The organism is Streptomyces albidoflavus (assembly GCF_000719955.1).
GTDB lineage: Bacteria > Actinomycetota > Actinomycetes > Streptomycetales > Streptomycetaceae > Streptomyces > Streptomyces albidoflavus.
Genome location: NZ_JOII01000014.1, coordinates 123,632 through 144,045, shown reverse-complemented (window position 1 = coordinate 144,045; position 20,414 = coordinate 123,632). Strand labels below are relative to the sequence as shown.

At 73.7% G+C, this 20,414-nt stretch carries 22 protein-coding genes; 9 read left to right on the top strand and 13 right to left on the bottom strand.

Annotation, left to right across the window (positions count from 1 at the left end; genetic code table 11):
- Positions 1 to 337: 337 nt before the first annotated feature.
- Positions 338 to 916 (bottom strand): TetR/AcrR family transcriptional regulator, encoded by a 579-nt coding sequence (locus IF45_RS0117290; protein WP_030308254.1) that lies wholly within the window; start codon positions 914 to 916, stop codon positions 338 to 340.
- Positions 917 to 1,076: 160 nt separating this feature from the next.
- On the opposite strand from IF45_RS0117290, the gene IF45_RS0117285 reads away from it, so the two are divergent.
- Both IF45_RS0117285 and IF45_RS0117280 read left to right on the top strand, forming a co-directional pair.
- Positions 1,077 to 3,620 (top strand): MMPL family transporter, encoded by a 2,544-nt coding sequence (locus IF45_RS0117285; protein ID WP_051720707.1) that lies wholly within the window; start codon positions 1,077 to 1,079, stop codon positions 3,618 to 3,620.
- A gap of 123 nt (positions 3,621 to 3,743) precedes the next feature.
- A complete protein-coding gene (locus IF45_RS0117280) occupies positions 3,744 to 4,499 on the top strand; it encodes a dienelactone hydrolase family protein (RefSeq protein WP_030308251.1) in 756 nt (251 codons plus the stop codon).
- Here the strand turns inward: IF45_RS0117280 and IF45_RS0117275 are convergent.
- Entirely contained in the window at positions 4,489 to 5,592 is a 1,104-nt protein-coding gene (locus IF45_RS0117275) for a hypothetical protein (RefSeq protein WP_030308249.1), read from the bottom strand. The genes IF45_RS0117280 and IF45_RS0117275 overlap by 11 nt on opposite strands.
- A gap of 437 nt (positions 5,593 to 6,029) precedes the next feature.
- Here IF45_RS0117275 and IF45_RS0117270 point away from each other — a divergent pair, with 437 nt between their 5' ends.
- Complete coding sequence (locus IF45_RS0117270) at positions 6,030 to 6,647, top strand: histidine phosphatase family protein (protein ID WP_030308248.1); 618 nt, start codon at positions 6,030 to 6,032, stop codon at positions 6,645 to 6,647.
- A gap of 34 nt (positions 6,648 to 6,681) precedes the next feature.
- On the opposite strand, the gene IF45_RS33345 is transcribed toward IF45_RS0117270, so the two are convergent.
- From IF45_RS33345 to IF45_RS32420, 3 genes are all read right to left on the bottom strand, one after another.
- The gene (locus tag IF45_RS33345; RefSeq protein WP_008404807.1) at positions 6,682 to 6,819 is read right to left on the bottom strand and encodes a hypothetical protein; all 138 of its coding nucleotides are present in this window, start codon (positions 6,817 to 6,819) and stop codon (positions 6,682 to 6,684) included.
- A 13-nt stretch (positions 6,820 to 6,832) separates the two neighbouring features.
- Complete coding sequence (locus IF45_RS0117260) at positions 6,833 to 7,042, bottom strand: hypothetical protein (protein ID WP_030308247.1); 210 nt, start codon at positions 7,040 to 7,042, stop codon at positions 6,833 to 6,835.
- A gap of 77 nt (positions 7,043 to 7,119) precedes the next feature.
- Complete coding sequence (locus IF45_RS32420) at positions 7,120 to 7,269, bottom strand: hypothetical protein (RefSeq protein ID WP_226660260.1); 150 nt, start codon at positions 7,267 to 7,269, stop codon at positions 7,120 to 7,122.
- A 288-nt stretch (positions 7,270 to 7,557) separates the two neighbouring features.
- Here IF45_RS32420 and IF45_RS0117255 point away from each other — a divergent pair, with 288 nt between their 5' ends.
- The 3 genes from IF45_RS0117255 to IF45_RS0117245 are packed head-to-tail and all read left to right on the top strand — an operon-like array spanning position 7,558 to position 9,193.
- On the top strand, positions 7,558 to 7,818 hold the full coding sequence (locus IF45_RS0117255) for a hypothetical protein (protein ID WP_030308246.1): 261 nt from the start codon (positions 7,558 to 7,560) through the stop codon (positions 7,816 to 7,818).
- A complete protein-coding gene (locus IF45_RS0117250; RefSeq protein ID WP_030308245.1) occupies positions 7,790 to 8,314 on the top strand; it encodes a DUF6879 family protein in 525 nt (174 codons plus the stop codon). Before IF45_RS0117255 ends, IF45_RS0117250 begins: the two co-directional genes overlap by 29 nt.
- Before the next feature lie 24 nt (positions 8,315 to 8,338).
- Positions 8,339 to 9,193 carry a helix-turn-helix domain-containing protein gene (locus IF45_RS0117245; RefSeq protein ID WP_030308243.1) on the top strand — a complete coding sequence of 285 codons (855 nt, stop codon included), beginning with the start codon at positions 8,339 to 8,341 and terminating at the stop codon, positions 9,191 to 9,193.
- A gap of 51 nt (positions 9,194 to 9,244) precedes the next feature.
- On the opposite strand, the gene IF45_RS0117240 is transcribed toward IF45_RS0117245, so the two are convergent.
- Complete coding sequence (locus tag IF45_RS0117240) at positions 9,245 to 10,315, bottom strand: hypothetical protein (protein WP_049979104.1); 1,071 nt, start codon at positions 10,313 to 10,315, stop codon at positions 9,245 to 9,247.
- Positions 10,316 to 10,588: 273 nt separating this feature from the next.
- Here IF45_RS0117240 and IF45_RS0117235 point away from each other — a divergent pair, with 273 nt between their 5' ends.
- On the top strand, positions 10,589 to 11,677 hold the full coding sequence (locus IF45_RS0117235; RefSeq protein ID WP_030308240.1) for an ABC transporter permease: 1,089 nt from the start codon (positions 10,589 to 10,591) through the stop codon (positions 11,675 to 11,677).
- Positions 11,674 to 12,360: an ABC transporter ATP-binding protein gene (locus IF45_RS0117230; protein WP_003949880.1), complete on the top strand. Its 687-nt coding sequence runs from the start codon at positions 11,674 to 11,676 to the stop codon at positions 12,358 to 12,360. The genes IF45_RS0117235 and IF45_RS0117230 overlap by 4 nt, the downstream gene beginning before the upstream one ends.
- Before the next feature lie 12 nt (positions 12,361 to 12,372).
- On the opposite strand, the gene IF45_RS0117225 is transcribed toward IF45_RS0117230, so the two are convergent.
- The 7 genes from IF45_RS0117225 to IF45_RS0117195 form a co-directional block, all read right to left on the bottom strand.
- Positions 12,373 to 13,602: a choice-of-anchor A family protein gene (locus tag IF45_RS0117225; protein ID WP_030308238.1), complete on the bottom strand. Its 1,230-nt coding sequence runs from the start codon at positions 13,600 to 13,602 to the stop codon at positions 12,373 to 12,375.
- A 90-nt stretch (positions 13,603 to 13,692) separates the two neighbouring features.
- Positions 13,693 to 15,294: a SpoIIE family protein phosphatase gene (locus IF45_RS0117220; protein WP_008404826.1), complete on the bottom strand. Its 1,602-nt coding sequence runs from the start codon at positions 15,292 to 15,294 to the stop codon at positions 13,693 to 13,695.
- Positions 15,291 to 17,105: an ATP-binding response regulator gene (locus IF45_RS0117215; protein WP_015507391.1), complete on the bottom strand. Its 1,815-nt coding sequence runs from the start codon at positions 17,103 to 17,105 to the stop codon at positions 15,291 to 15,293. The genes IF45_RS0117220 and IF45_RS0117215 overlap by 4 nt, the downstream gene beginning before the upstream one ends.
- Complete coding sequence (locus IF45_RS0117210; RefSeq protein ID WP_030308235.1) at positions 17,102 to 18,181, bottom strand: ATP-binding protein; 1,080 nt, start codon at positions 18,179 to 18,181, stop codon at positions 17,102 to 17,104. Before IF45_RS0117210 ends, IF45_RS0117215 begins: the two co-directional genes overlap by 4 nt.
- Positions 18,169 to 18,585 carry an ATP-binding protein gene (locus IF45_RS0117205; protein ID WP_003949884.1) on the bottom strand — a complete coding sequence of 139 codons (417 nt, stop codon included), beginning with the start codon at positions 18,583 to 18,585 and terminating at the stop codon, positions 18,169 to 18,171. The genes IF45_RS0117210 and IF45_RS0117205 overlap by 13 nt, the downstream gene beginning before the upstream one ends.
- Positions 18,585 to 18,965: an STAS domain-containing protein gene (locus IF45_RS0117200; RefSeq protein WP_003949885.1), complete on the bottom strand. Its 381-nt coding sequence runs from the start codon at positions 18,963 to 18,965 to the stop codon at positions 18,585 to 18,587. Before IF45_RS0117200 ends, IF45_RS0117205 begins: the two co-directional genes overlap by 1 nt.
- Complete coding sequence (locus tag IF45_RS0117195; protein WP_030308234.1) at positions 18,962 to 19,816, bottom strand: STAS domain-containing protein; 855 nt, start codon at positions 19,814 to 19,816, stop codon at positions 18,962 to 18,964. The genes IF45_RS0117200 and IF45_RS0117195 overlap by 4 nt, the downstream gene beginning before the upstream one ends.
- Before the next feature lie 303 nt (positions 19,817 to 20,119).
- On the opposite strand from IF45_RS0117195, the gene IF45_RS0117190 reads away from it, so the two are divergent.
- A complete protein-coding gene (locus IF45_RS0117190) occupies positions 20,120 to 20,362 on the top strand; it encodes a hypothetical protein (RefSeq protein WP_030308232.1) in 243 nt (80 codons plus the stop codon).
- The last annotated feature ends 52 nt before the right edge of the window (positions 20,363 to 20,414 follow it).

Here is a 20,414-nt window from a genome sequence, read left to right as displayed (position 1 = left end):
TGGGCTCGGAGATGTGTATAAGAGACAGGTCGACCAGGGCCCGCCCCACCGCCATCACCAGCAGCGCCGCGACCAGCAGGTGCAGACACCAGGCGAGGACGCGGGGGGCGGGGGTGGAGAGGGGAGCGCGCGGGGGCGCGGGGGCGGGGGCGGTGCTGGGCACGGGGGTCTCCGGACGGCGGGGGGCCGGCCGACCGACAGGGAGGGCCGTTCTTCCACGGTACGGAAGACAGGGGGATGAGCCATCGACCGAAAGGTTGAAGACCTGGGGGCGGAACCACCGGAGGATGAAGTCCGGAAGGCGGGGGGGAAAACGCGCACCGACGGCGGCGCGCTGTCAGCCCCGTGCGAGCAGGCGGCGCACGGCGTCCGTCGCGTAGGCGGAGACGGCCTGGAGGTCGTCGCCCTGGTCGATCCTGCGGACGCACGCGTCGGTGACGGCCTGGACCACGGCGACGGTCAGCTCGGGCTGGGTGTCTCCCAGGTCGTCGACCGAGGCGGCGAGCACCTCGTGCAGCGTGGTGTGCAGCTTCCGCACCCGCTGTCGCGCCGACGGGGAGAGCGAGCCGCGGGAGAGCGAGGCCCGCCAGCCGTGGGTGCCGCGTGCGGCCTGTTCGAGGTTGGCCCGGACGTAGGCGGCGACCTGTGCGCCCGGTGTGTCCTCGGCGGCGACGGCCTCCTCGACGGCGGCGGTCCAGGCCGGGAACTCGCGGGCGACGAGGAGTTCGAGGAGGTCGTCGATGGAGTCGAAGTAGCGGTAGATGCTGTTGCGGGCGATGCCCGCGCGTGCGGCGACCGCTCCGGCGGTGAGGGCTTCCACCCCGCCTTCGCTCAGGATCGCCTCGGCCGCGTCGATGAGCTGCGCGAGCCGCTGGGCCCGGTGCTCACGGACGCTGCCGGCCTCGATCTTCGGCATGCTCTCCGCTCCACCTCTGGCCTCGCACCGTCGCCCGCCAGTTTATCCCCGGGGCCGGGCGCCTGAGGGGGCGTGCTAGCTTGAAAAAACTTAGCGACACCCTGTCTCTAAGTTCTGGCTCCTGTCCCTTGTCTCCTGCCTCCGGTCGAAGGTTCTTCCGATGCAACCGACACTCTCCCGGGCACTCCGGTGTCTCCTGGGTTCGAAGAAACGCGCCGCCGCCGTGGTGGCCTTCTGGGTCCTGATCGCCGGCCTGCTGGCCGGCGTCGCGCCCACCCTGGAATCCGTCGAGGACAACGCCTCGGCCAACCTCCCGCCCGCCGCCTCCGACTCGATGAAGGCCCGCGACCTCATCCGCGCGGAGCTCCCGGGGCAGGACGCCATACCCGCGATCGTCGTCGTACGCGGTGAGGGCGCCGAAGCCGGTACGCAGGCGGAGGAGGCGGTCGAGCGGATCAGCACCGCCCTCTCCGCGGACTCCCGGCCCGAGCAGGTCACCGGCGTGATCTCCACCGCGACCACGCCCCGGGCGGCGGCCGAACTGGTCTCGGAGGATCGCGACACCCAGTTGGTCATCGTGCCCATGAAGGGCAGCGCCTCCGACGAGTCCTTCCAGGACGCCGTCGGCGAGGTGCGCGCCCTCGCCGCCGACCGGGCGGGTTCCGCCGAGGTCGCCGTGACCGGACCCGCCGGGATCGCCACCGACACGGTCAAGGTCTTCAGCAGCGGCGACAAGGTCATGCTGCTCGCGACGATCCTGCTCGTCCTCTTCATCCTGCTGGCCATCTACCGCTCGCCCCTGATGGCCCTGGTCCCGCTGCTCGCCGTCGGCGTGGCGATGCGCGTCGCGGAGACGACGGGCGCGTTCCTCGCGGACGCCGGGCTGATCACGGTCAGCTCCCAGACCGCCTCGATCATGACCGTGCTGCTCTTCGGCGTGGGCACCGACTACGCCCTGATCATCACCGCCCGCTACCGCGAGGCCCTCCTCGACGAGCCGGACCGTCCCCGCGCCATGCAGGTCGCGGTCCGCCGCACCGCCGAATCGGTCCTGGCCAGCGCCTCGACCATCGTGCTCGCCATGTTCGCCCTGCTCGCCGCCGTCTCCCCGGCGCTGCGCGGCTTCGGGCCGTACCTCGCCCTGGGCGTCGCCGTCATGGCGCTGGTGGCGTTCACCTTCCTCCCCGCCCTGATCCTGCTGCTGGGCAAGGGCGTCTTCTGGCCCGGCGGCGTGGACAAGGCCGCCGCCCGCAGCCGTGGCGCGGGCGTCTGGCACCGGGTCGCCGCCCTGGTCGCCCGGGCCCCCGTCCGCGTCGCCTCCGTCGTGATCGCGCTGCTCGTCGCGATGAGCGCCGGGCTCCTCGGCTACCAGGAAAGCTTCAACACGCTCAGCGGCTTCCGTACGGCCACCGAGTCGGAGCGCGGGCAGCGGCTGGTCCAGGAGGAGTTCGGTCCGGGCGAGAGCGCGCCCAGCACCGTCGTCGTCCGGGCCGGGGAGGACCTGCGGACCACCACCGTGCCCGCCGACGTCACCGCCGCCCTCGCCGGCGCCGACGACGTCAGCCGCGTCGACGAGCGCCCCCGCTTCAGCGAGGACGGCAGGACCGCCTTCTACGAGGTCGTCCTCGACCACGACCCGTACAGCTCCGAGGCGCTCGACGCGATCGGCCCGCTGACGGAGACCGCGCGGGCGGCCACCGACGCCGCCGGGGTCCAGGACGCCACCGTGCTCGTCGGCGGCGAGACCGCCCAGACCGCCGACATCCGCTCGGCCCTCGACCGCGACACGCTGATCATCGTGATCCTGGTCCTGGTCATCGTCACCGCGGTCCTCGTGCTGCTCCTGCGCTCGCTCCTCGCCCCGCTCTACCTGGTCGCGACCCTGATCCTGTCCTTCCTCGCCACCCTGGGCGCCACCACCTTCTTCACCCTGACCGTCCTCGGCGACGAGGGCCTGGGCAACCGCGTCACCGCGTACATCTTCGTGTTCCTGGTCGCGCTCGGCGTCGACTACAACATCTTCATCATGAGCCGGTTCAAGCAGGAGCTGCGCACCTCGCCGCCGGCCCAGGCGATCGGCGCCGCCCTCACCCGTACCGGCGGAGTCGTCTCCTCCGCCGGGCTCATCCTGGCAGCGACCTTCGCCGTCCTGATGACCCAGCCGATCCGCGAACTCTTCCAGTTCGGCTTCGCCATGGCCTTCGGCATCCTGCTGGACACCTTCGTCATCCGCCCCCTCCTCGTCCCCGCCCTGGTCCGCCTCCTCGGCGACCACGCCCTGTGGCCCACGCGGCCGGCCGCGCTCCGCGAGCCGTCCGTGCCCATGCGCCCCGCCGGCCGGGCCGTGCCCGACGCCGCTTCAGGACGACTGCTGCGCGCGTTCACCTGGATCGCGGTGACCGAGGCGTGCACCTGGGCCGGACTCCTGATCGGGATGTACTTCAAGTACGTACCGGAGACCACCGAACTCGGCGTCCGCGTCTTCGGAGCCCTGCACGGCGCCGCCTTCGTCGTCTACGTCCTCCTGACACTCCTCGTGGCGCTCCGCCTGAAGTGGCGGCTCGGCCGGACGACTCTCCTCGCCCTGCTGGCGGCCGTTCCTCCGTTCGCGACCGTCGCGTTCGAGATCTGGGCCCGCCGGACCGGGCGGCTGCCGGGGCCGGGTGCCGTGGGCGCCGCGCCGGACTCACCGGACACGGTCTAGAAGCGCCGTCCCGGGACGTGGGTGACACGCGTGCCGGGTTCGCGGAAGAGGGCGCCCGCCCCTCGTGTTGAGTCAGCGCATACGGTCCACGCGACACACGCGACGTACACGACAGGAGAGTTCATGCCCAGCCAGACCAAGACCGTGCGGATCGCCACCGCCGACGGCGAGTCCGAGGGCTTCGCCGCCTTTCCCGGGGACGGGGAGCGGCATCCGGCGGTGCTGCTGTACCCGGACGCCTTCGGGCTGCGGCCCGTGCTGGAGGAGATGGTCGTGGAGCTGGCGGGGCACGGGTACTACGTGCTGGCGCCGCACTTCCTCTACCGGGACGGGCCTGTCCCTCTCGTCGAACTCCCCGGGCACATCGGGGAAGAGGCCCGCCCGGAGATCCTCGGCAAGCTGATGCCCTCGATCGAGGCGCACCTCACCGGCGAGCAGGTCGAGCGGGACGCGGACGCCTACCTCCGGTTCCTGGCCGCGCAGCCCGAGGTGGCCGACGGTCCGGTCGCGGTGACCGGCTACTGCATCGGGGGCCTCCTCGCGGTGCGGACCGCCTCGGCGTACCCGGAGCGGGTGGCGGCCGTCGCCGGGTTCCACTCCCCGGTCGTCGCCAGCGGGCCCGGCGGGCTGCACGGGCTGCTCGCGCCGATCACCGCCGAGATCCACCTCGGGCACGCCGCGTCCGACCTGACGCCGGAGGCGCTGGGGGAGCTGAACCAGGCCCTGGACGCGGCGGGCGTCCGGTACACGTCCGAGATCTATCCCGGCACGGTGCACGGCTACACCATGCGCGACACCGACGCCTTCGACCCGGCCGGGCTGGCCCGGCACTGGGACCGCCTGCTCTCCCTCCTGGGCCGAACGGTGCTCAGCGGCTGAGGAGTTGAACCGCCAGTTCGCCGAGCGGCACCTCCGGGCCGCCGGTACGGGGCGGCTTCGCGAGGAAGGTGGCGGGGATGCCGGCGGGGTCGTCGGCGAGGAGGGCGTGGCAGTCCGGGCAGAGGCCGTCGGTCAGGGGGACGGTGGTCTCGTCCTGGTCGCAGGTGGCGCAGACCATGACCACGCGGGTGACCTGGCCGGGCTGCGCGGCCCTCTCCTCGTCGGAGGCGGGGGCCGAATCGGCGGGCAGGGGAGGCATCTTCTTCTCCAGTCGTGAGCGGAGGAACGCGGCGGGGCTGTGGATGGGGCCCTGGGGCAGGCCCGAGGTCAGGGCGAGGGCCAGGTGCTCGGGGCGTACGCGCCGTTCGATCCACCGGTCGGCGAGGGGCGCGAGGGCGTCGCACTCGGCGGCGGAGAGCGTGAGACGCGGTTCGGTGCGGGCGAGGCGGGCCAGGGCCCGGTAGCCGGGGGTACTCGCGGCGGTCTCCGGGGCCGGACTCTCGCGGGGCCGTTCGGTACGGGGCTGGGGGTGCGCCTCGTCGGGGTGGGCGAGCCAGATGGGCCGGGCCGGGGTCTCGGCGGGGGCTTCCGGGGTCTCCGGCACGGCGGACGGGGGCGTGTCCGGGGCGCCCGGTGTCTCGCGCGCCCCCTGGTCCGCCCGGGCCAGCCCCTCGCCGCGTGCCCCCGTGACGTCGATGCCCTTGATCCGGCGGGCGAACTCCGCCCACCAGGTGTCGTCGTGCGGCTCGCGGGACCAGTAGGTGCGGGTGACCCAGCGCATCGTCCGGTCGTGGAGCGTCAGGTGTTCGCGGATGCGGCGCAGGTGACCGGCGGCGCTGAGGTTGCGCAGGGCCGAGGAGCAGGCCTGCTGGCCGTAGGCGGGGAGGACTGAGGCGAGGGTCTTGTAGCCGACGGCGGCGCCCTCGGGGAGCCGGTCGATGTAGCAGGCGATGGCCGCCTCGCGGGGCGGGAGGCCGGTGAAGTCGGGCTCGGTGGTCGGGGGTTGCCGGTCCGGGTAGCGCTTCCCGTAGCCCTCGGAGGCACGGGGGTGGGACGCGGGCGGGCAGGCAGCACTAAACTGCGGAGTAGCCACGTACGAAGTCCTTCTTGGTTCTAGCTTCGTGATGGTCAGACCCCGGAGTCGGCGTTCCCGCGCCGCCCGGGGTCGATTTGCTTATCGCGAACCTAGAGCTTTCTCACCGTCGGGCGCAAGCCGATCACCGAATGTCATCTCCGCTGGTGTCAGGCCGGGTTGGGGCGGGTGGGAGGGTGGTTTTCACCGCCCGGAAAGACCGGTACCCACCGGGACCCGCCGGGGAGAAAAACGGCTCGAAGCCCGAGGCCCGGAACCCGGAGCCCGAAGCTCAAGGCTCGAAGCCCGGCACCCGGGCCGCCTGAAGAGGGGCGTGCGGAACCGTCCCACGCGCCCCGGCGTCCCCCCGACCGACCCCCACACCACCCGCGCGCCCCGGTCACGCGGCCACCCGCCCACCGCGTCCGGCGCCCGCCCGCAGCGAGGAGCACCCCGCCATGCCCGCCACCCGCTACCTCTACGTCACCCGCCACGCCGAGGCCACCCCCGACGAAACCGGGCTCACCGAAGCCGGCTGGCGGCAGGCGGAGTTGCTGGGGGAGCGGCTGGCCGGGGCGGGACTGGCCGCCGTGCACCACGGGCCGCTGGCCCGCGCGACGGAGACGGCGCGGATCGTCGCCGAGCGGGCCGGGGGCGTACCCGCGCGGGTCGCCGAGGAGGCGGGCGACTACCTGCCGTACCTCCCCAGGCGCGAGGAACTGCCCGCCGAGTCGGCCGACGCCACGCTCGAACGCCTCGCGGGCTTCCCCGCCGAGGAGCGCGAGCCCGGACCGGCCCTCGCCCGCACCGCCCAGCAGCGGTTCACCGGGCCGGCCGACGGGGACGAGGTCCGCCACGAACTCCTCGTCACCCACGCCTTCCTCGCCGCCTGGCTGGTCCGCGACGCCCTCGACGCCCCGCCCTGGCGCTGGATCGGCCTCAACCACGCCAACACCGGCCTGACGGTCATCCGTTACACCCCGGGCCGCCCCACCGCCCTGATGCTCTTCAACGACCTCGGCCACCTGCCGGAGGAACTGCGCTGGACGGGGTTTCCGGCGGAGCTGCGGCTCTGAGGCGGTGGGCTCGGGCCCTGCCGGAGCGTGACGGCTACGTGCCGCACACGGAACAGCCCTGCATACGCTGCTCGACGCAGGTGCCGTCGTCGTCGTAGAGGTAGATGGTGACCTTGTAACCGGTGCAGCCGTCGGCGCCGCACGGTGTCGTCTGGTCCTGCTGGTGACCCATGGGTTTCCTCCCGCTACGTGGACGGAGGGGTCCGGTGCCGGTCGAACTCGGCCCGGCTCGGCAACCAGTGCCGCCCGCAGCGCGGGCAGTACCAGCGCCACGCGTCCGGGTCGTCGCGCAGGTGCGTCGTGTCCTTCCAGAGGCGGCCGTGGATGTCGCTGTGGCACGTCCGGTCGGGGCAGAGCGGCGGGACAGGGGGCTCGGGTCGGGTGGTGAGGGGCATCGGGCCTCCGCCTCCGCACGGATCGCCGCCGCGGGAACCGTGCTCCTGGCTGCCGCACGCCGTGCAGCGGCGGCCGGTCATGAGCACGAGCGGGTCTGCGCACACGACTGGCAGGCCCGGGGATACCAGCGGACACCCGGGTCGGCGGGGTCCGGGCGGGCGCCGTAGTCGACCACGGCGCCGGTGGTGAGCTGCTCGCCGCACCAGACACAGGCGCTTCCGCGCACCTGCTCCTCGGCGAGACACGTGGGCGCGGGAAGGAAGGGGTGGGCAACACACACGCCGGCCTCCGGTACTCGGTGCCCGTCCCCGGTTCACGGCTGCGCACGGGCGGAGCTTCGGGAAGCCGCTGCACAGGAAGCTACGGAGGTGATGTGCGTCACGGCCAGCGATGTGCAGATCTGTGCGCGGTGACCCAGCGAACGGGTGATTGGCCGAGAGACGGCCTTGACGGTCCCACCCGCTGGGATGACTGTTGCCGCACACACCTGCACACCGTCCGGCCGGAGGCCACCATGACGTTGCGGTTCATCGGAATCGACCCCGAGACAGGGGACAAGCAGAGTCCTACCGTGTGGGTCGACCCGGAGGCGCGGGAGCTGGTCTTCCAGGGATGGAAGCCGAGCCCGGAACTGGAGGCGGAGTGCGCCGCGACCGAAGTACCGGGGCACGCGAGGGGGATTCCGGAGGGGGAGGCGGTCATTCGCTTCCCGGCCCGGATGGTCGACATGGTGAGGGAGGCGTGTGATGCCGTCGCGCGTGCCGACGTTCGATGACCTGATGGCGCGCTGCCGGACGGCGGTGCACCTGGAGATGCGGGACTCGTACGCCGTTGACTACGAGAAGGGGCCTTTCGCCGACTGGCGCGCCGGCCACCGGCTCGACCCTGCGGACCGTGCCTCGTGGTGGCGTCCCTGGCTCGATCTGATCAGCGAGACGGTGGGCCGGGGCGCCGAGGTGCGCCGGGCTCGTATCGTGTCCGAGCCGGTGAGCGAGTACACCCGGTTCCTGTACGACGGCACCTTCACCAACGTCGCCGCCGGTGAACAGGTCCGCTGGCTCCCACGCCGCCAGGCGTCGGACATCGCCCTGCCGGGGAACGACTTCTGGCTGTTCGACGGCGGGTGGGTGCACTGGAACCACTTCGACGGCGACGGGTCGTCACTCGGCGAGGAGATCACCGACGATCCGGGGGCAGCCGGTCTGTGCCGCCACGCCTTCGAGACGGTGTGGGCCCTCGCCACCCCGCACGACCAGTACAAGATCCGCTAGGAGAAAGCGCGGTACGGCCAGCTCATGCCCATCTCTCCGTCCTCCTCCGCACAGGCGGCCCGCCAAGCCGTTGCGGGCCGCCTGCGTGATCTCCGCAAGGGGGCCGGACTGACGGTCACGGAGCTGGCCTCCGCGTGCGGGTGGCACCACGCCAAGACCAGCCGCATCGAGAACGCCCGCACCGCACCCTCCGCCAAGGACGTGGCCGCCTGGTGCCGGGCTTGCGGCGCCGACGACCAGAGCGCGGACTTGGTTGCCCAATCCCTCAACGCCGAGTCCATGTACCGGGAGTGGCGACACCAGGTGCGGGCCGGTATGCGCCAGCTCCAGGACAGCTGGGTGCAGTTCTACCGGGACACAGGGCTCTTCCGCGTCTACTCCTCCACGCTCATTCCCGGCCTTCTCCAGACCGAGGGCTACGCCGCCGGTCTCCTCACGAGCATCGCCGCCTTCCGGGACCTGCCCGTCAACGACGGTGCCGAGGCCGCCGCCGCGCGAGTGCAACGTTCACGCGTTGTCCACGAGCCCGGGCACCGCTTCCTCTTCCTCATGGAGGAGGCGGCGCTCGGCTACCAGATGGGCGATCACGAGGCGATGGCGGCTCAGCTCGGCTACTTGCTCACAGCGGGTGCCCTGCCCGCCGTGTCGCTCGGCATCATCCCGGCCTCGTCGCGGACGCGCGGCCAGTGGCCGCACGAGACCTTCCACATCTACGACGACACCCTCGTCTCGGTGGAGCTGCTCTCCGCAGAGGTGAACATCACCCAGCCCAGCGAAATCGCCCTGTATCTGCGGGCGTTCGAGGAGCTGCGGAGCATGGCCGTGTACGGGGCGGACGCACGGGCGCTGATCGTGCGGGCCATCGGAGCCATGCGGTGACGGCGAAGCGGAACCTTCCCACTGCCCGCCGCCCCGCGTACCCCGCGCGGGTCAGGCCCCGGCCGCCGCCAGCAACGCCCCCCACACCAGCGGCGCGTCCCGGCGGGCGGTGCCTATCAGTACCTCCTCGGCGCCGTCGCGGCAGACCAGCACCACGCCGTCGTACCGGTACCGCTCCAGCCAGCCTCGCGGGTCCGAGGAGGCGATCGAGCGCACCCGCTCGACGGTGAGGGTCGCCGGGAGGGGGCTGCGGGCCACCTTGCCGTGCGGGTCCAGGGTGGCGACGAGCGGGCCGTCGCCGACGATGAGCAGGCCGTACCCGTCGCGGCTGTACGGGACCTGCCCGTGCACCTGGGCGCCGAGGACCCGGCGGCCCTGCGGGGTGACGGGGGCGAGGTCGCTGGTGTCGGCGGCCTTGCGGCTGCGGCGGCGGACGTACCAGGCGACCAGGGCGGAGAAGGCCACGACCGGCGGGGCGCAGAGCCCGGTGAGGCGCAGCGCCTCACCCACGTCCGCGCCGCCCATCGCGCCGAAGAGGCCCAGCGGGCCGAGCAGGGCGCCGCTGAGCAGCACCGTCAGCGGCAGGAAGACCATCGTCTCGCTCGGCGGCGCGGCCGCGCGGCGCCGGTACCAGAGCGCGCACCAGACGAAGGCCAGGCCCGGGAGGAGCAGCACCTGCGCGACGGCCAGCGGCATCCGCCAGCCGCGTGCGGGTGAGTCGTGCGTCTCCTGCGCCACCTCGCCGAGGCGGACCGAGGCCACCTCGCCCTGCCAGCGGACGAGGGTGACGGTGTCCCCGGCGCGCACGGCGTCGTAGACCGGTGAGGTGCCGTCCATCCGGACGCGTTCCTCGCCGGAGGACGGTTCACCCGTGGTGTAGCGGAGCCAGTGCCGTACGCCCCGGCCCATCGCCTGGTCGTGGGTGCCCCGGACGGTCGCCCGGTCCAGCCGCACGCACTCCTGCTCCGCCCGAACCCCGCAGGGCTCCGCCGCCCGGTACGCGTCCCGCTCGGCCACCGCCCCCCAGACCACGAACAGCAGCCCCACACCCGCCAGGACCACCGCCAGCCCCACCGACAACGCGACGCGATACCCGCGCCCCGGCGCCTTCTCCCCCGACATCCTGCCCCCCGTTCCCGCCACCCCGGCGCGCCCACTCGCGCCTGTGTTCGGTTCCTCCCGTTCATTCTGCCGTGTTCCACCGACAAACGGGGTCGCGGTGGCCGCGGTCCGGTCAACCGGAAGCCGGTCAACCGAAAGGCGGAGTTCCCGTTCCGCCCTCCGGCTCCGGGAGTGCCATCCCGCGTGCGATGCCCGCGACCCCCTCCGGCGGCGACCGTGGAGGCCACAGGGAAGCCGCGTGGCCGCGAGGCCGGAGAAGGGAAGTGAGGCGGGATGTACGTCGCATGGCGGGACCTGCGATTCGCCAAGGGGCGGTTCGCGCTGATGGGGGCCGTGATCGTGCTCATCACGCTGCTGGTGGGGCTGTTGTCGGGACTGACGGCCGGGCTCGGGCAGCAGAACATCTCGGCCGTCACCCGCCTCCCGGCCGACCGGATCGCCTTCGCCGCCCCGGCCGGGGACGAAGAGCTGTCGTACGCCTCCTCCGTCGTCCGCGAGGAGCAGTGGCAGCGGCTCGGCCGCGCCGACGGGGTGCGCTCCGCCGAGCCGGTCGGCATCGCCTCGGTGCGGGCGGCGGCCGGCGACCGGCACGCCTCCGTGGCCGCCTTCGGCGTGCGGCCCGGCTCCGGGATCGGCCCCGGAGACGTCCGCGAGGGCGAGATCGCCCTGACCGAGCCGGCCGCCGAGGAACTGGGCGTCGACGGCGAGGGAGAAGAAGTGGCCGTTGCTGGGCGGGAGTTCACCGTGCGCGTGATCGAGGGCGACGACGCCTACAGCCACCTGCCCGTGGTGTGGACGCATCTCGCCGACTGGCAGCATCTCGCGCCCGGCGCCGCCGAGGGCGGGCGGTCCGCCACCACCGCGACCGTCGTCGCCGTCGACGCGGACCCCGGCGCGCTCCCCGCCGCCGACCGGGCCGCCGGGACCCGGACCGTCACCACCGGCGACTCGCTCGCCGCCATCGGCTCCTACGCCTCCGAGAACGGCTCGCTGCAACTCATGCGGGGCTTCCTCTTCGCCATCTCCGCCCTGGTCATCGGCGCGTTCTTCACCGTGTGGACCATCCAGCGGGCCGGGGACATCGCCGTCCTCAAGGCGCTCGGCGCCTCCACCCGGGGCCTGCTCACCGACGCCCTCGGGCAGGCCCTGATCCTGCTCACCGGCGGAACCCTGCTCGGCACCGCCCTGGCCGCCGGCATCGGCGCCCTGGTCTCCGGCTCCGCCGTGCCCTTCGCCCTCGCCCCCGGGACCGTGCTCGCCCCGGCCGCCGTCCTGATCGCACTCGGCGCCCTGGGCGCCGCCCTCTCCGTCCGCCGCATCACCTCCGTAGACCCCCTCACCGCTCTGGGGAGCGCCCGATGAGCCTCGAACTGACCGACGTCACCCTCACCTACCCGGACGGCGACAGCCGCCTCACCGCCCTCGACCGGGTCAGCCTGTACGTACCGGAGGGCAGCCTCACGGCGGTCGTCGGGCCGTCCGGCTCCGGCAAGTCCAGCCTGCTGGCGGTGGCCGCCACGCTGATCACGCCGGACAGCGGCACCGTCCGCGTCGCCGGGCGGGAGACCGCCGGGCTCGGGCGGGGCGAGCTGAGCGCGCTGCGCCGCTCGCGGATCGGGATCGTCTTCCAGCAGCCCAACCTCTTGCCCTCGCTCACCGCCGCCGAACAGCTCCAGGTGATGGCCCGCATCGACGGCCGCCCCAAGGCCGCCGCCCGCGAACGCGCCCGCGAACTCCTCGACGCCGTGGGGCTCGCCGGGCAGGCCGACCGCCGCCCGCACCAGCTCTCCGGCGGCCAACGCCAGCGCGTCAACATCGCCCGCGCCCTGATGAACGACGCGCGGGTCCTCCTCGTCGACGAGCCCACCAGCGCCCTCGACCGCGAGCGCGGCGCCGCCGTCCTCGACCTCATCACCGAACTCACCCACCGCACCGCGACCGCCACCGTCCTGGTCACCCACGACCCGCACCACCTGGCCGGGGCGGACCAGGTGGTGCGGGTGGCCGACGGGCGGCTGACCACGCAGGGGACGCCCGTGGGGTGAGTACCGCGCGGGTCAGTACCGGCGCCGTGCCCGGCGGGCGGTCACCACGAGGGTGGTGCCGGCGGCCAGCAGGGCGGCGGCGATCCCGCCGAGCAGCCACGCGCCGCCCCGGGCGCCGGTGTCCGGCAGGGACGGGCGCGGCTCCGGAGCCGAACGTGGGGCGACAGCCTGGACGGCGGCCCGGCGCGACGAGGCGGAGCAGTCGGGGAGCTCGCCGTCGAAGGGGTACGCGCGCAGTTGCTGCCCGCCCGACTCGCCCGCCGAGGTGTGGGTGAGCGAACCGGCCGTGTAGAGGCGGCCGTTGACCGCGGAGAGGGAGAGGGTGGTGACACTGGCCGGCTGGCCGACCAGGACGCTGCCCTCCAGCTCGGCGGCGCCGGTCAGGGTGAGGGCGGTGGCGTCCGGGAAGTTCCACAGCAGCCGGCGGCGCTGGTCGGGGTCGGGCAGGGTGACCGCGTCGCTGTCGAGGGTGCGGGTGTCCCCGTAGACGTTGACCAGGACGGTGGCGCCGTCGGGGATGCCGGTGAAGGAGATGTCCGTGGGGCCGCCGCCGGTGCCGGAGACGAGGTCGGCGTCGACCGAGAAGATCTGGAGCGGGGCGGCGCCGTCGCCCTCGAAGGTGGTCGAGGAGCCGTCGCGCAGCGCCTGGCCGGTGACCGCCCGGCGTGCGTCGCCCGTGTAGGCGTAGCAGCGGCCGGCGTCGGTGAGGTCGCCCCGGAGGTCCGCGTAAGAGGCGGCGGCGTCGGGGGAGTTGACCGTGGCCGGGAGCACCGTGCCGTCGAGGGAGCCGCCGTACCGGACGACGCCGCTGCCCGTGCCCTCCTCGGCGAGGAGGCGTTGGCCGGGGGCGACGGTGAGGTTGGCCCCGACGGCGAGGTGGTCGGAGCCGCCACCCGTGACACCCACCCGGTAGGCCGGGGAGGCGCCGTCGCGCTTGTCCATGTCGAAGTTGCCGAGCGTGACGATCCTGCCCTCGGCCTCGGCGGCGGCCTCGCGGACCAGGTAGTTCCCGCCGACGTAGACGTTGATGTTGCTGTCGTGGCCGGTCACCGGCTTGTTGCCCGGGTCGTCCCAGGTGCCCGGGCAGCCGGCGCCCAGGCACGGCCCGAGACCGTCGGGCAGCGGGGCCGCGCTCGCCGCCGGGGCGAGGCCGCCGGCCAGCGCGACGGCCAGGGCGACGGTCAGGACGGCGCGGGAGCGGACGGGCGCGGAGTGCTGGTCGGATGATCGGTTCGGCGTCATGCGGGGACTATCCGGCCTGGCACGGAAGGCCCGGGCCAGGCCACGCCCAGGTGGGGCGAGCCGGGGGAACACCATTCACCCCACCGGTGGTTACCGCAGCCGCGCCGCCAGGATCGCCACGTCGTCCTCGCCGTCCGGCGGGAACGCCGCCAGCAGCGCGTCGCACATGGCGCCCGGCGCCACGGGGCCGGAGGCCACCGCCGCGCGCAGGGCCTCCAGCGCCTCGTCCAGGTCGACGCCGCGCCGCTCGATCAGCCCGTCGGTCACCAGGACCACCTCGGTGCCGGGCAGCAGCGGCACCTCGGCCGGCGGCGGGTGCGGCAGGTCCAGGCCGAGCAGCGGGCCGTGGTCGTGCAGCAGCGTGGTGGTGCCGTCGGGGCTGCGGACGACCGGCGGTATGTGGCCCGCGTTGGAGATCCGCAGGACTCCGGCGACCCGGTCGACCTGGACGATGCAGAGCGTGGCGGCGCGGACCGGGCTGTTGACCGCCAGGACCTTCTCCAGCCGCGTCTGTATCCCGTCCGGCCGGTGCCCGTCCAGCGCGTACGCGCGCAGCGCGTGCCGCACCTGGCCCATCACCATGGCGGCCTCCAGCGAGTGCCCGGCGACGTCGCCGACGGCCAGCACCAGGCCCTCGGGCGTCTGCACCGCCTCGTAGAAGTCCCCGCCGATCTCGGCGTGCCGGCTCGCCGGGGCGTACCGCACGGCCAGTTCCACGTCGGCCGGGCTCGGCAGCGCCTCCGGCAGGAAGCTGCGCTGGAGCTTGAGGGCGAGCGTGTGCTCCTCGTCGTAGGAGCGCAGCGCCTCCAGGGCCAGCGCGGTGGTGTGGGTCAGCTGGGTGAGCAGGTCGGTGTCGGCGGAGGAGGGGACCGCAGCGGCCGGGACGACGACGGCGGCCGGGGGCCGGCCCGGCTTGGTGCGGGCGAGGGCCACGGCACGCTCCGCCTCCTGGTCCCCGTCGGCGAACGGTATCGGCCAGGCGGACGGGCCGGACTCGACCGCCGCGCCCACCGCGTCGCCCAGCGGGTGCCGTTCGAACAGCTCGGGCGGCAGCGGGGGCGAGCCGATCCGCTCGGCCGGGGCGCCCGGACCGGCCGAGGCGAAGTGGGTGGTCCGGCCCTCGGGGTCGGTGAGCAGGACGTCGACCGGACAGGCGAGGACCGCGGCGGCGCCCTCGGTGGCACTCCTCGCCAGCGCCTCGGCCGACAGCGCCGAGTGCAGCCGCAGCGTGGTGCGGTTGAGCAGGCTCAGCCGGTCGGCCAGCAGCTCCGCCCGGCGGCGGGCCCTGGTGTAGCGCAGCGTCGCGGTCACCGTGGCGAGCAGTTCGCTGGGGGCGATGGGCTCCGTCAGGTAGGCGTCCGCGCCCCGGTTGAGCCCCTGGGTCCGGTCGGAGGCGCTGATGGCGGAGGCGGAGACGTGGATGACCGGCAGGGAGGCGGTGCGCGGGTCCACCTTGATCCGCTCGCACACCTCGAAACCGGTCATGTCCGGCAGCCGTACGTCCACCAGCACGACCTCGGGCCTGACCTGGGGGTCGGCGGCGCGGGCCAGACCCTCCTGGCCGTCCGCCGCCTCCACCACCTGGTGGCCGGCGCGGCGCAGGGTGGTGCCCAGCACGTAGCGGTTGGTCGGGTTGTCGTCGACGAGGAGGACCACGGCGGGCTTCTCGTCGGGCTGCCGGGGGATCGTCATGGGGCCGGAGTGTCCTTCGCGTCCTTCGGGTCCTGCCGGTCCGTGGCGGCGGGCTCGCCCGGTGCGGAGCCCGTGTCCCGGGCGCGCAGGCCGAGCGCCTCGGCGAGCCGTTCGGCGGTCAGGTGGGTCTTGCCGAGCACGGCCCGGGCCCTGCCCAGCCGCGACCGGTCGATGTCGGACTCGCCCATGGAGGTCAGCACGACGACGGGCACCTGCGCGAGCCCCGGGACGGCGGCGATCTGCTGGAGCACCTGGTAGCCGTCGGGAGAGGGCATGGCCAGGTCGACGAGGACCGCGTCGGGCATCGTGGTGCGGATGGTGCGCAGCGCCTCCACGCTGTGGGTGACCTCCGTGGTGGTCTCCGCGAGCCGGCCCAGGGTGGGCCGCAGCGTCCGCAGGAAGACCGGGTCGTCGTCGATGATGACGACGCTGCGCAGCAGCGGCTCTTGCGGCAGCGGACCGGCGGAACGGACGGGCGCCGCCGGGAGTTCGACGACCACCCGGGTGCCGTGTCCGAGCCGGCTGGTCAGCGTCAGCCGTCCGCCCAGCAGTTCGGTCAGCTTGCGGGCGTACGGCAGGCCCAGGCCGGTGCCGGAGACGTGCCGCTGGTGGACGCCGCGGACCTGGTAGAACTCCTCGAAGACCTGCTCGATCTCGTCCTCGGGGATGCCGACGCCGGTGTCCGTCACGGTGAAGACCGCCCACGGGCCGTCCGCGCGCCGCTCGTCCGCGACGGTCAGCCGGACCGAGCCCTCGGTCGTGAACTTCAGGCTGTTCGACAGGACGTTGCGCAGGATCCGGGTGAGCATCACCTCGTCGGTGACGAACGGCCCGGGGAAGGCCGTGTCCGCGATCTCCAGCGTCACGTCCTCCGCCGTGGTGGAGGCGAGGGTGCCGCGCAGCTGGTGCAGGACGGTCCGCAGGTCGGCCTCGACCAGCTGCGGCTCCAGCCGGCCCGACTCGGCCTTGGCCGTGTCCAGCAACTCCTCGACCAGCGCGAGCAGGGTGTTGCCCGACCCGGCGATCAGCGAGACCTGCTGGTGCTGTTCGTCGGTGAGCGGCTCGGCTCCCGCGTCCAGCAGCAGCTGGGCGAGGGCGATCACGGCGTTGACCGGGGTACGCAGTTCATGGCTGACGTTGGCCCAGAAACGGGTCTTGGCGGCGCTGGCCAGGCGCAGGCGGCGGCTCTTGTCCTCCAGGTCGGCGTAGAGGGCGACCACGCCGCGGTTGGTCTCCTCCAGCTCGCCGGAGAGTTCGGAGTAGAGCGCCATGACGCCCGCGTTGGTCTCGTCCAGTTCCTTGTTGAGGCGTTCCAGCTCGTCGGAGCGCGAGCGCTCGTCCTGGAGCGCCTGGAGGAGCTGGGTGTTCTGCCTGCGGAGTTCCTCGCTCATGTCGGGGCCGCGCAGACCCGCCAGTTCCCTGTCCACCCGCTGTGCCGCCTGGTCGGCGGCGAGCGGAGAGGACAGTTCCTGTCCGAGGAGCAGACAGCCACGGTCGACGACACTCAGGTCGAGGAGCCGTTGCGAGGCGGTCAGCAGGTCGTTGCCCGGCGCTTGGTCCCCCTTCCAGAGAAAACGGACGGCAGCACGGTGCGGCTGTCCGGCAGTGCGGACGAACTCTGCGGAGAGTTCCGCCGCGCCGAGGAGCTCGGCCCCCGCCTCGCTGGCGAGGGTGATGAGGCGGACTCGCTTCCCCTCACCGAGCTCCAGTGCCTGACACACCGCTTGCCCGTGCCTGCGCAGCTGAAACAGGTCGTCCTGCCTGGTCAAAGGCATACGCGCGAGAATGAGTTCCTGCTCGCCGGAACTCATCGCGCGGGCGCTTCCTTGAGGACGAGGACGCCGATGTCGTCCCGGCGGGCCCCGGCGTCCCGCAGGATCTGCGCGGCGATGACGGGCGGGCGGCGGGCGAAGAGCCCGGGGAACCCGTCGGCGGCCCACCGGTCGTTCAGCCCGTCGGAGTGCATGACGAGGACCGCGCCCGGGGCCGCCTCGGCGACGACGGTCCGCGCCCGGGGCAGATGGGCGCCGACGATGCCGGGTGAGGAGAGCAGGGAGGTGCGGCGGCCGTCGGTGACCACGCACGTCGTGGTGTTGCCGACACCGGCGAACTCCAGCCTGCCGCCGGCGAAGTCGGCGCGGACCACGGCGACCGCCGCGCCCCGGGTGCCGCGCATCGCGCGGTGCAGGTCCTCCAGGACCTGCTGCGGCCGGGTCGCCCGGCTGGCGCGGAACGCCTCCTGGGCCACCTCCCCGGCCCGGGCCGCCTGCGGGCCGTGGCCGAGGCCGTCGCACATCATGGCGAGGACGGGCCGGGGGAGGGACTCCGGCTCCTCCTCGCTCTCCGCGGGCGGCTCCTCGGCGTACCGCACGGCCCAGGTGTCGCCGCACATCTCCTCGCCGCCGATCGGCCGGGTGAGGCCGCCGAACTCGACGCTGCCCGCCCGCGGGCGGTCCTGGTCGGCGTGGAAGCGGGCGAGGACGGCCGTGCCCCGGCCGGGCAGGGTGTGGATGTCGAAGACGTCGGCGAGGCGGGCGATGGCGCCCAGGCCCACCCCGAGGGTCCCGGCCGAGGACGCGCCGTCGCGCAGCGCCCCCGGGAGGTCGGCGATGCCTGGGCCGGTGTCGGTGGCCAGTACGTCCAGGGAGGCGTGTTCGCCGTCGAGCGCCACCCGCAGGACGAGGGCGCCGTCGGTGGCGTGCCGCTGGAGGTTGGTGGCCGCCTCGGTCGCGGCGATCTCCACCGAGCCGACGCGTTCCTCGTCGATCCCGATCCGGCGGGCCAGCCGGGCGGCCTCGCGTCGGGCCGCCATGGGCAGGCCGACGTCGACGCGGAGCCAGACCGTCTCGCCGGGCTCGGACAGCAGGGAGGCGCTCACCTGGCCCACTTCACGATGGTGACGCGGGTCCCGCGTCCCTCGCCGGTGTCCAGGTCGAACTCGTCGGCCAGCCGCCGGGCGCCGCTGAGCCCCAGCCCCATGCCGCCACCGGTGGTCCAGCCGTCGGTCAGCGCCAGTTCGACGTCGGGGATGCCGGGGCCCTCGTCGGCGAAGAGCAGCCGGACGCCGGAACGCCCGTTGCTCCAGGCCGCCTCGGCCTCCATCCGCCCGCCACCGCCGTAGACGACGGTGTTGCGGGCCAGTTCGCTGGCGGCGGTGACCAGCTTCGTCTGGTCGACCAGCGACAGACCCGCCTCCTGCGCCAGGGAACGGACCAGCTGCCGGGCCTTGACCACACCGGCGCTGCCGTCGAGCTCGATCGACTCGGTCCGCCGCGCGGTGTCGCCGGGCATCAGGCGCGGTCCGGTCGCTCGGTGTGGACGGCGCGGCGAAGGGCGGCCAGACCCGCCTCCAGGTTGAGGGCGGTACGGACGCCGCCGAGGGTCAGGCCCAGCTCGACCAGGGTGATGGCGACCGCCGGCCGCATCCCGACGACGACGGTCTCCGCGCCCAGCACCCGGGAGATGGCGGCGACCGTGGCGAGCATCCGGCCCACGAAGGAGTCGACGATCTCCAGGGCGGAGATGTCGATGACCACGCCGCGGGCCCCGGTGTCCACGATGCGCTTGGACAGGTCGTCCTGGAGGTCCAGGACGGTGCGGTCCTCCAGGTCCACCTGGATGGAGACCAGGAGGACGTCGCCGATCTGGAGGACGGGGACGCGGTCGGTCACAGCAGGCTCCCGCGGTTCTCCGCGAGCCGCTTGTCCCGCTCGATGGTGTCCAGCGCGTGCCGCAGGGCGTCCGCCAGGGTGCCCTTGGTCGGGATGTCGCCGAACTCGATGCCGAGCGCCACGATGGTCTGCGCGATCTGCGGCCGGATGCCGGAGATGACGCAGTCGGCGCCCATCATCCGGGCCGCCACCACGGTCTTCAGCAGGTGCTGGGCGACCTGGGTGTCGACCGCCGGGACGCCGGTGATGTCGATGATCGCCTGCGTCGAGTTGTAGTCGATCAGCGCCTGGAGCAGCCGCTCCATGACCACCTGGGTACGCGCCGAGTCCAGGGTCCCGACCAGCGGCACCGCCACCACGCCGTCCCAGAGCTTGACGACCGGCGTCGACAGTTCCAGCAGCTGGTCGGCCTGCGAGGAGATGATCTCCTCCCGCGTGCGCGCGTACGCCTCGGCGGTCAGCAGGCCCAGCTCGTCCAGGAGGCGGCTGAGCTGGAGGTAGGCGCGGATGTCCTTCGCGCTCCCCGTCAGCGACGGCTCCAGCACCTGCTTGAGGGCGAAGACGCTGATGGCCGTCTCGGTCGGCGTGAAGCCCTGCCGGGCCCGGTTGCGCGACAGCTCCACGAGGAGGCTGCGGATCTCCGCGAAGCCGTCCTCCCGGGAGGCCAGCGCGCCGGACGCCAGACCGCTCCGGAGCGCGGCGTAGAGGTCGCGCAGCTCCCGCTCCAGCTCGGCGTTGCTCAGCCTGCCGCTGAGCGATTCGCCCACGGTCGCCACCCACTGGGTGACGAAGTCGTCCTCGTGGTCGGCCAGCAGCTCGACCAGACGCTGCGCACCCCTGTCCTCGGTCACTTCCTCGCTCCTCGCTGTAGAGGCCCGATCGTACGGCAGACGGGTGAAATCCTGAGGTCTCGGGCCAGGCCCGGACCGGCCGGGCTCCTCTTCGCGCCTTCACGGTCTCATCACACCGGGGTCACCGGGCCACCGGGGCGGGCGGGGCCCGGCGACGGCGGCGGCCCGTCCTCACCTGCGGGGATGGACCGGCGGCCAAGGGGTACACGGGCCACGCACCGCCCGTACCTTTCGCACTCCGTGCCGACCGCCGCAGCGTGCCCCACACCGCGCGGCCAGGCTCTCCGAGAATGTGGACCGCCCATGCCCGACTCCGCCCGCACACCGCTCCCCCTCGCCGACTCCTCGGCCGCCGGCCGCCTGGTCTGCTGGATACTCGGCGCCGCCCTGGCCGCCACCGCCGCCGACCTGGTGGCACCGATGCCCCCCTGGTGGCCCCTGGTCTGGTCCGGGCTCTGGGCCCTGCTGCCGGTGACCCTCGCCTTCTGGGTCCCGGTCCGGGCCCGCGAGAAGCGCCGCCTGCGCGAGGACCCGGCCGCCGCCTGAACCCGCCCCCCCACGACGCGAAGCCCCGGCCGGGGTCCACACTCCCCGGCCG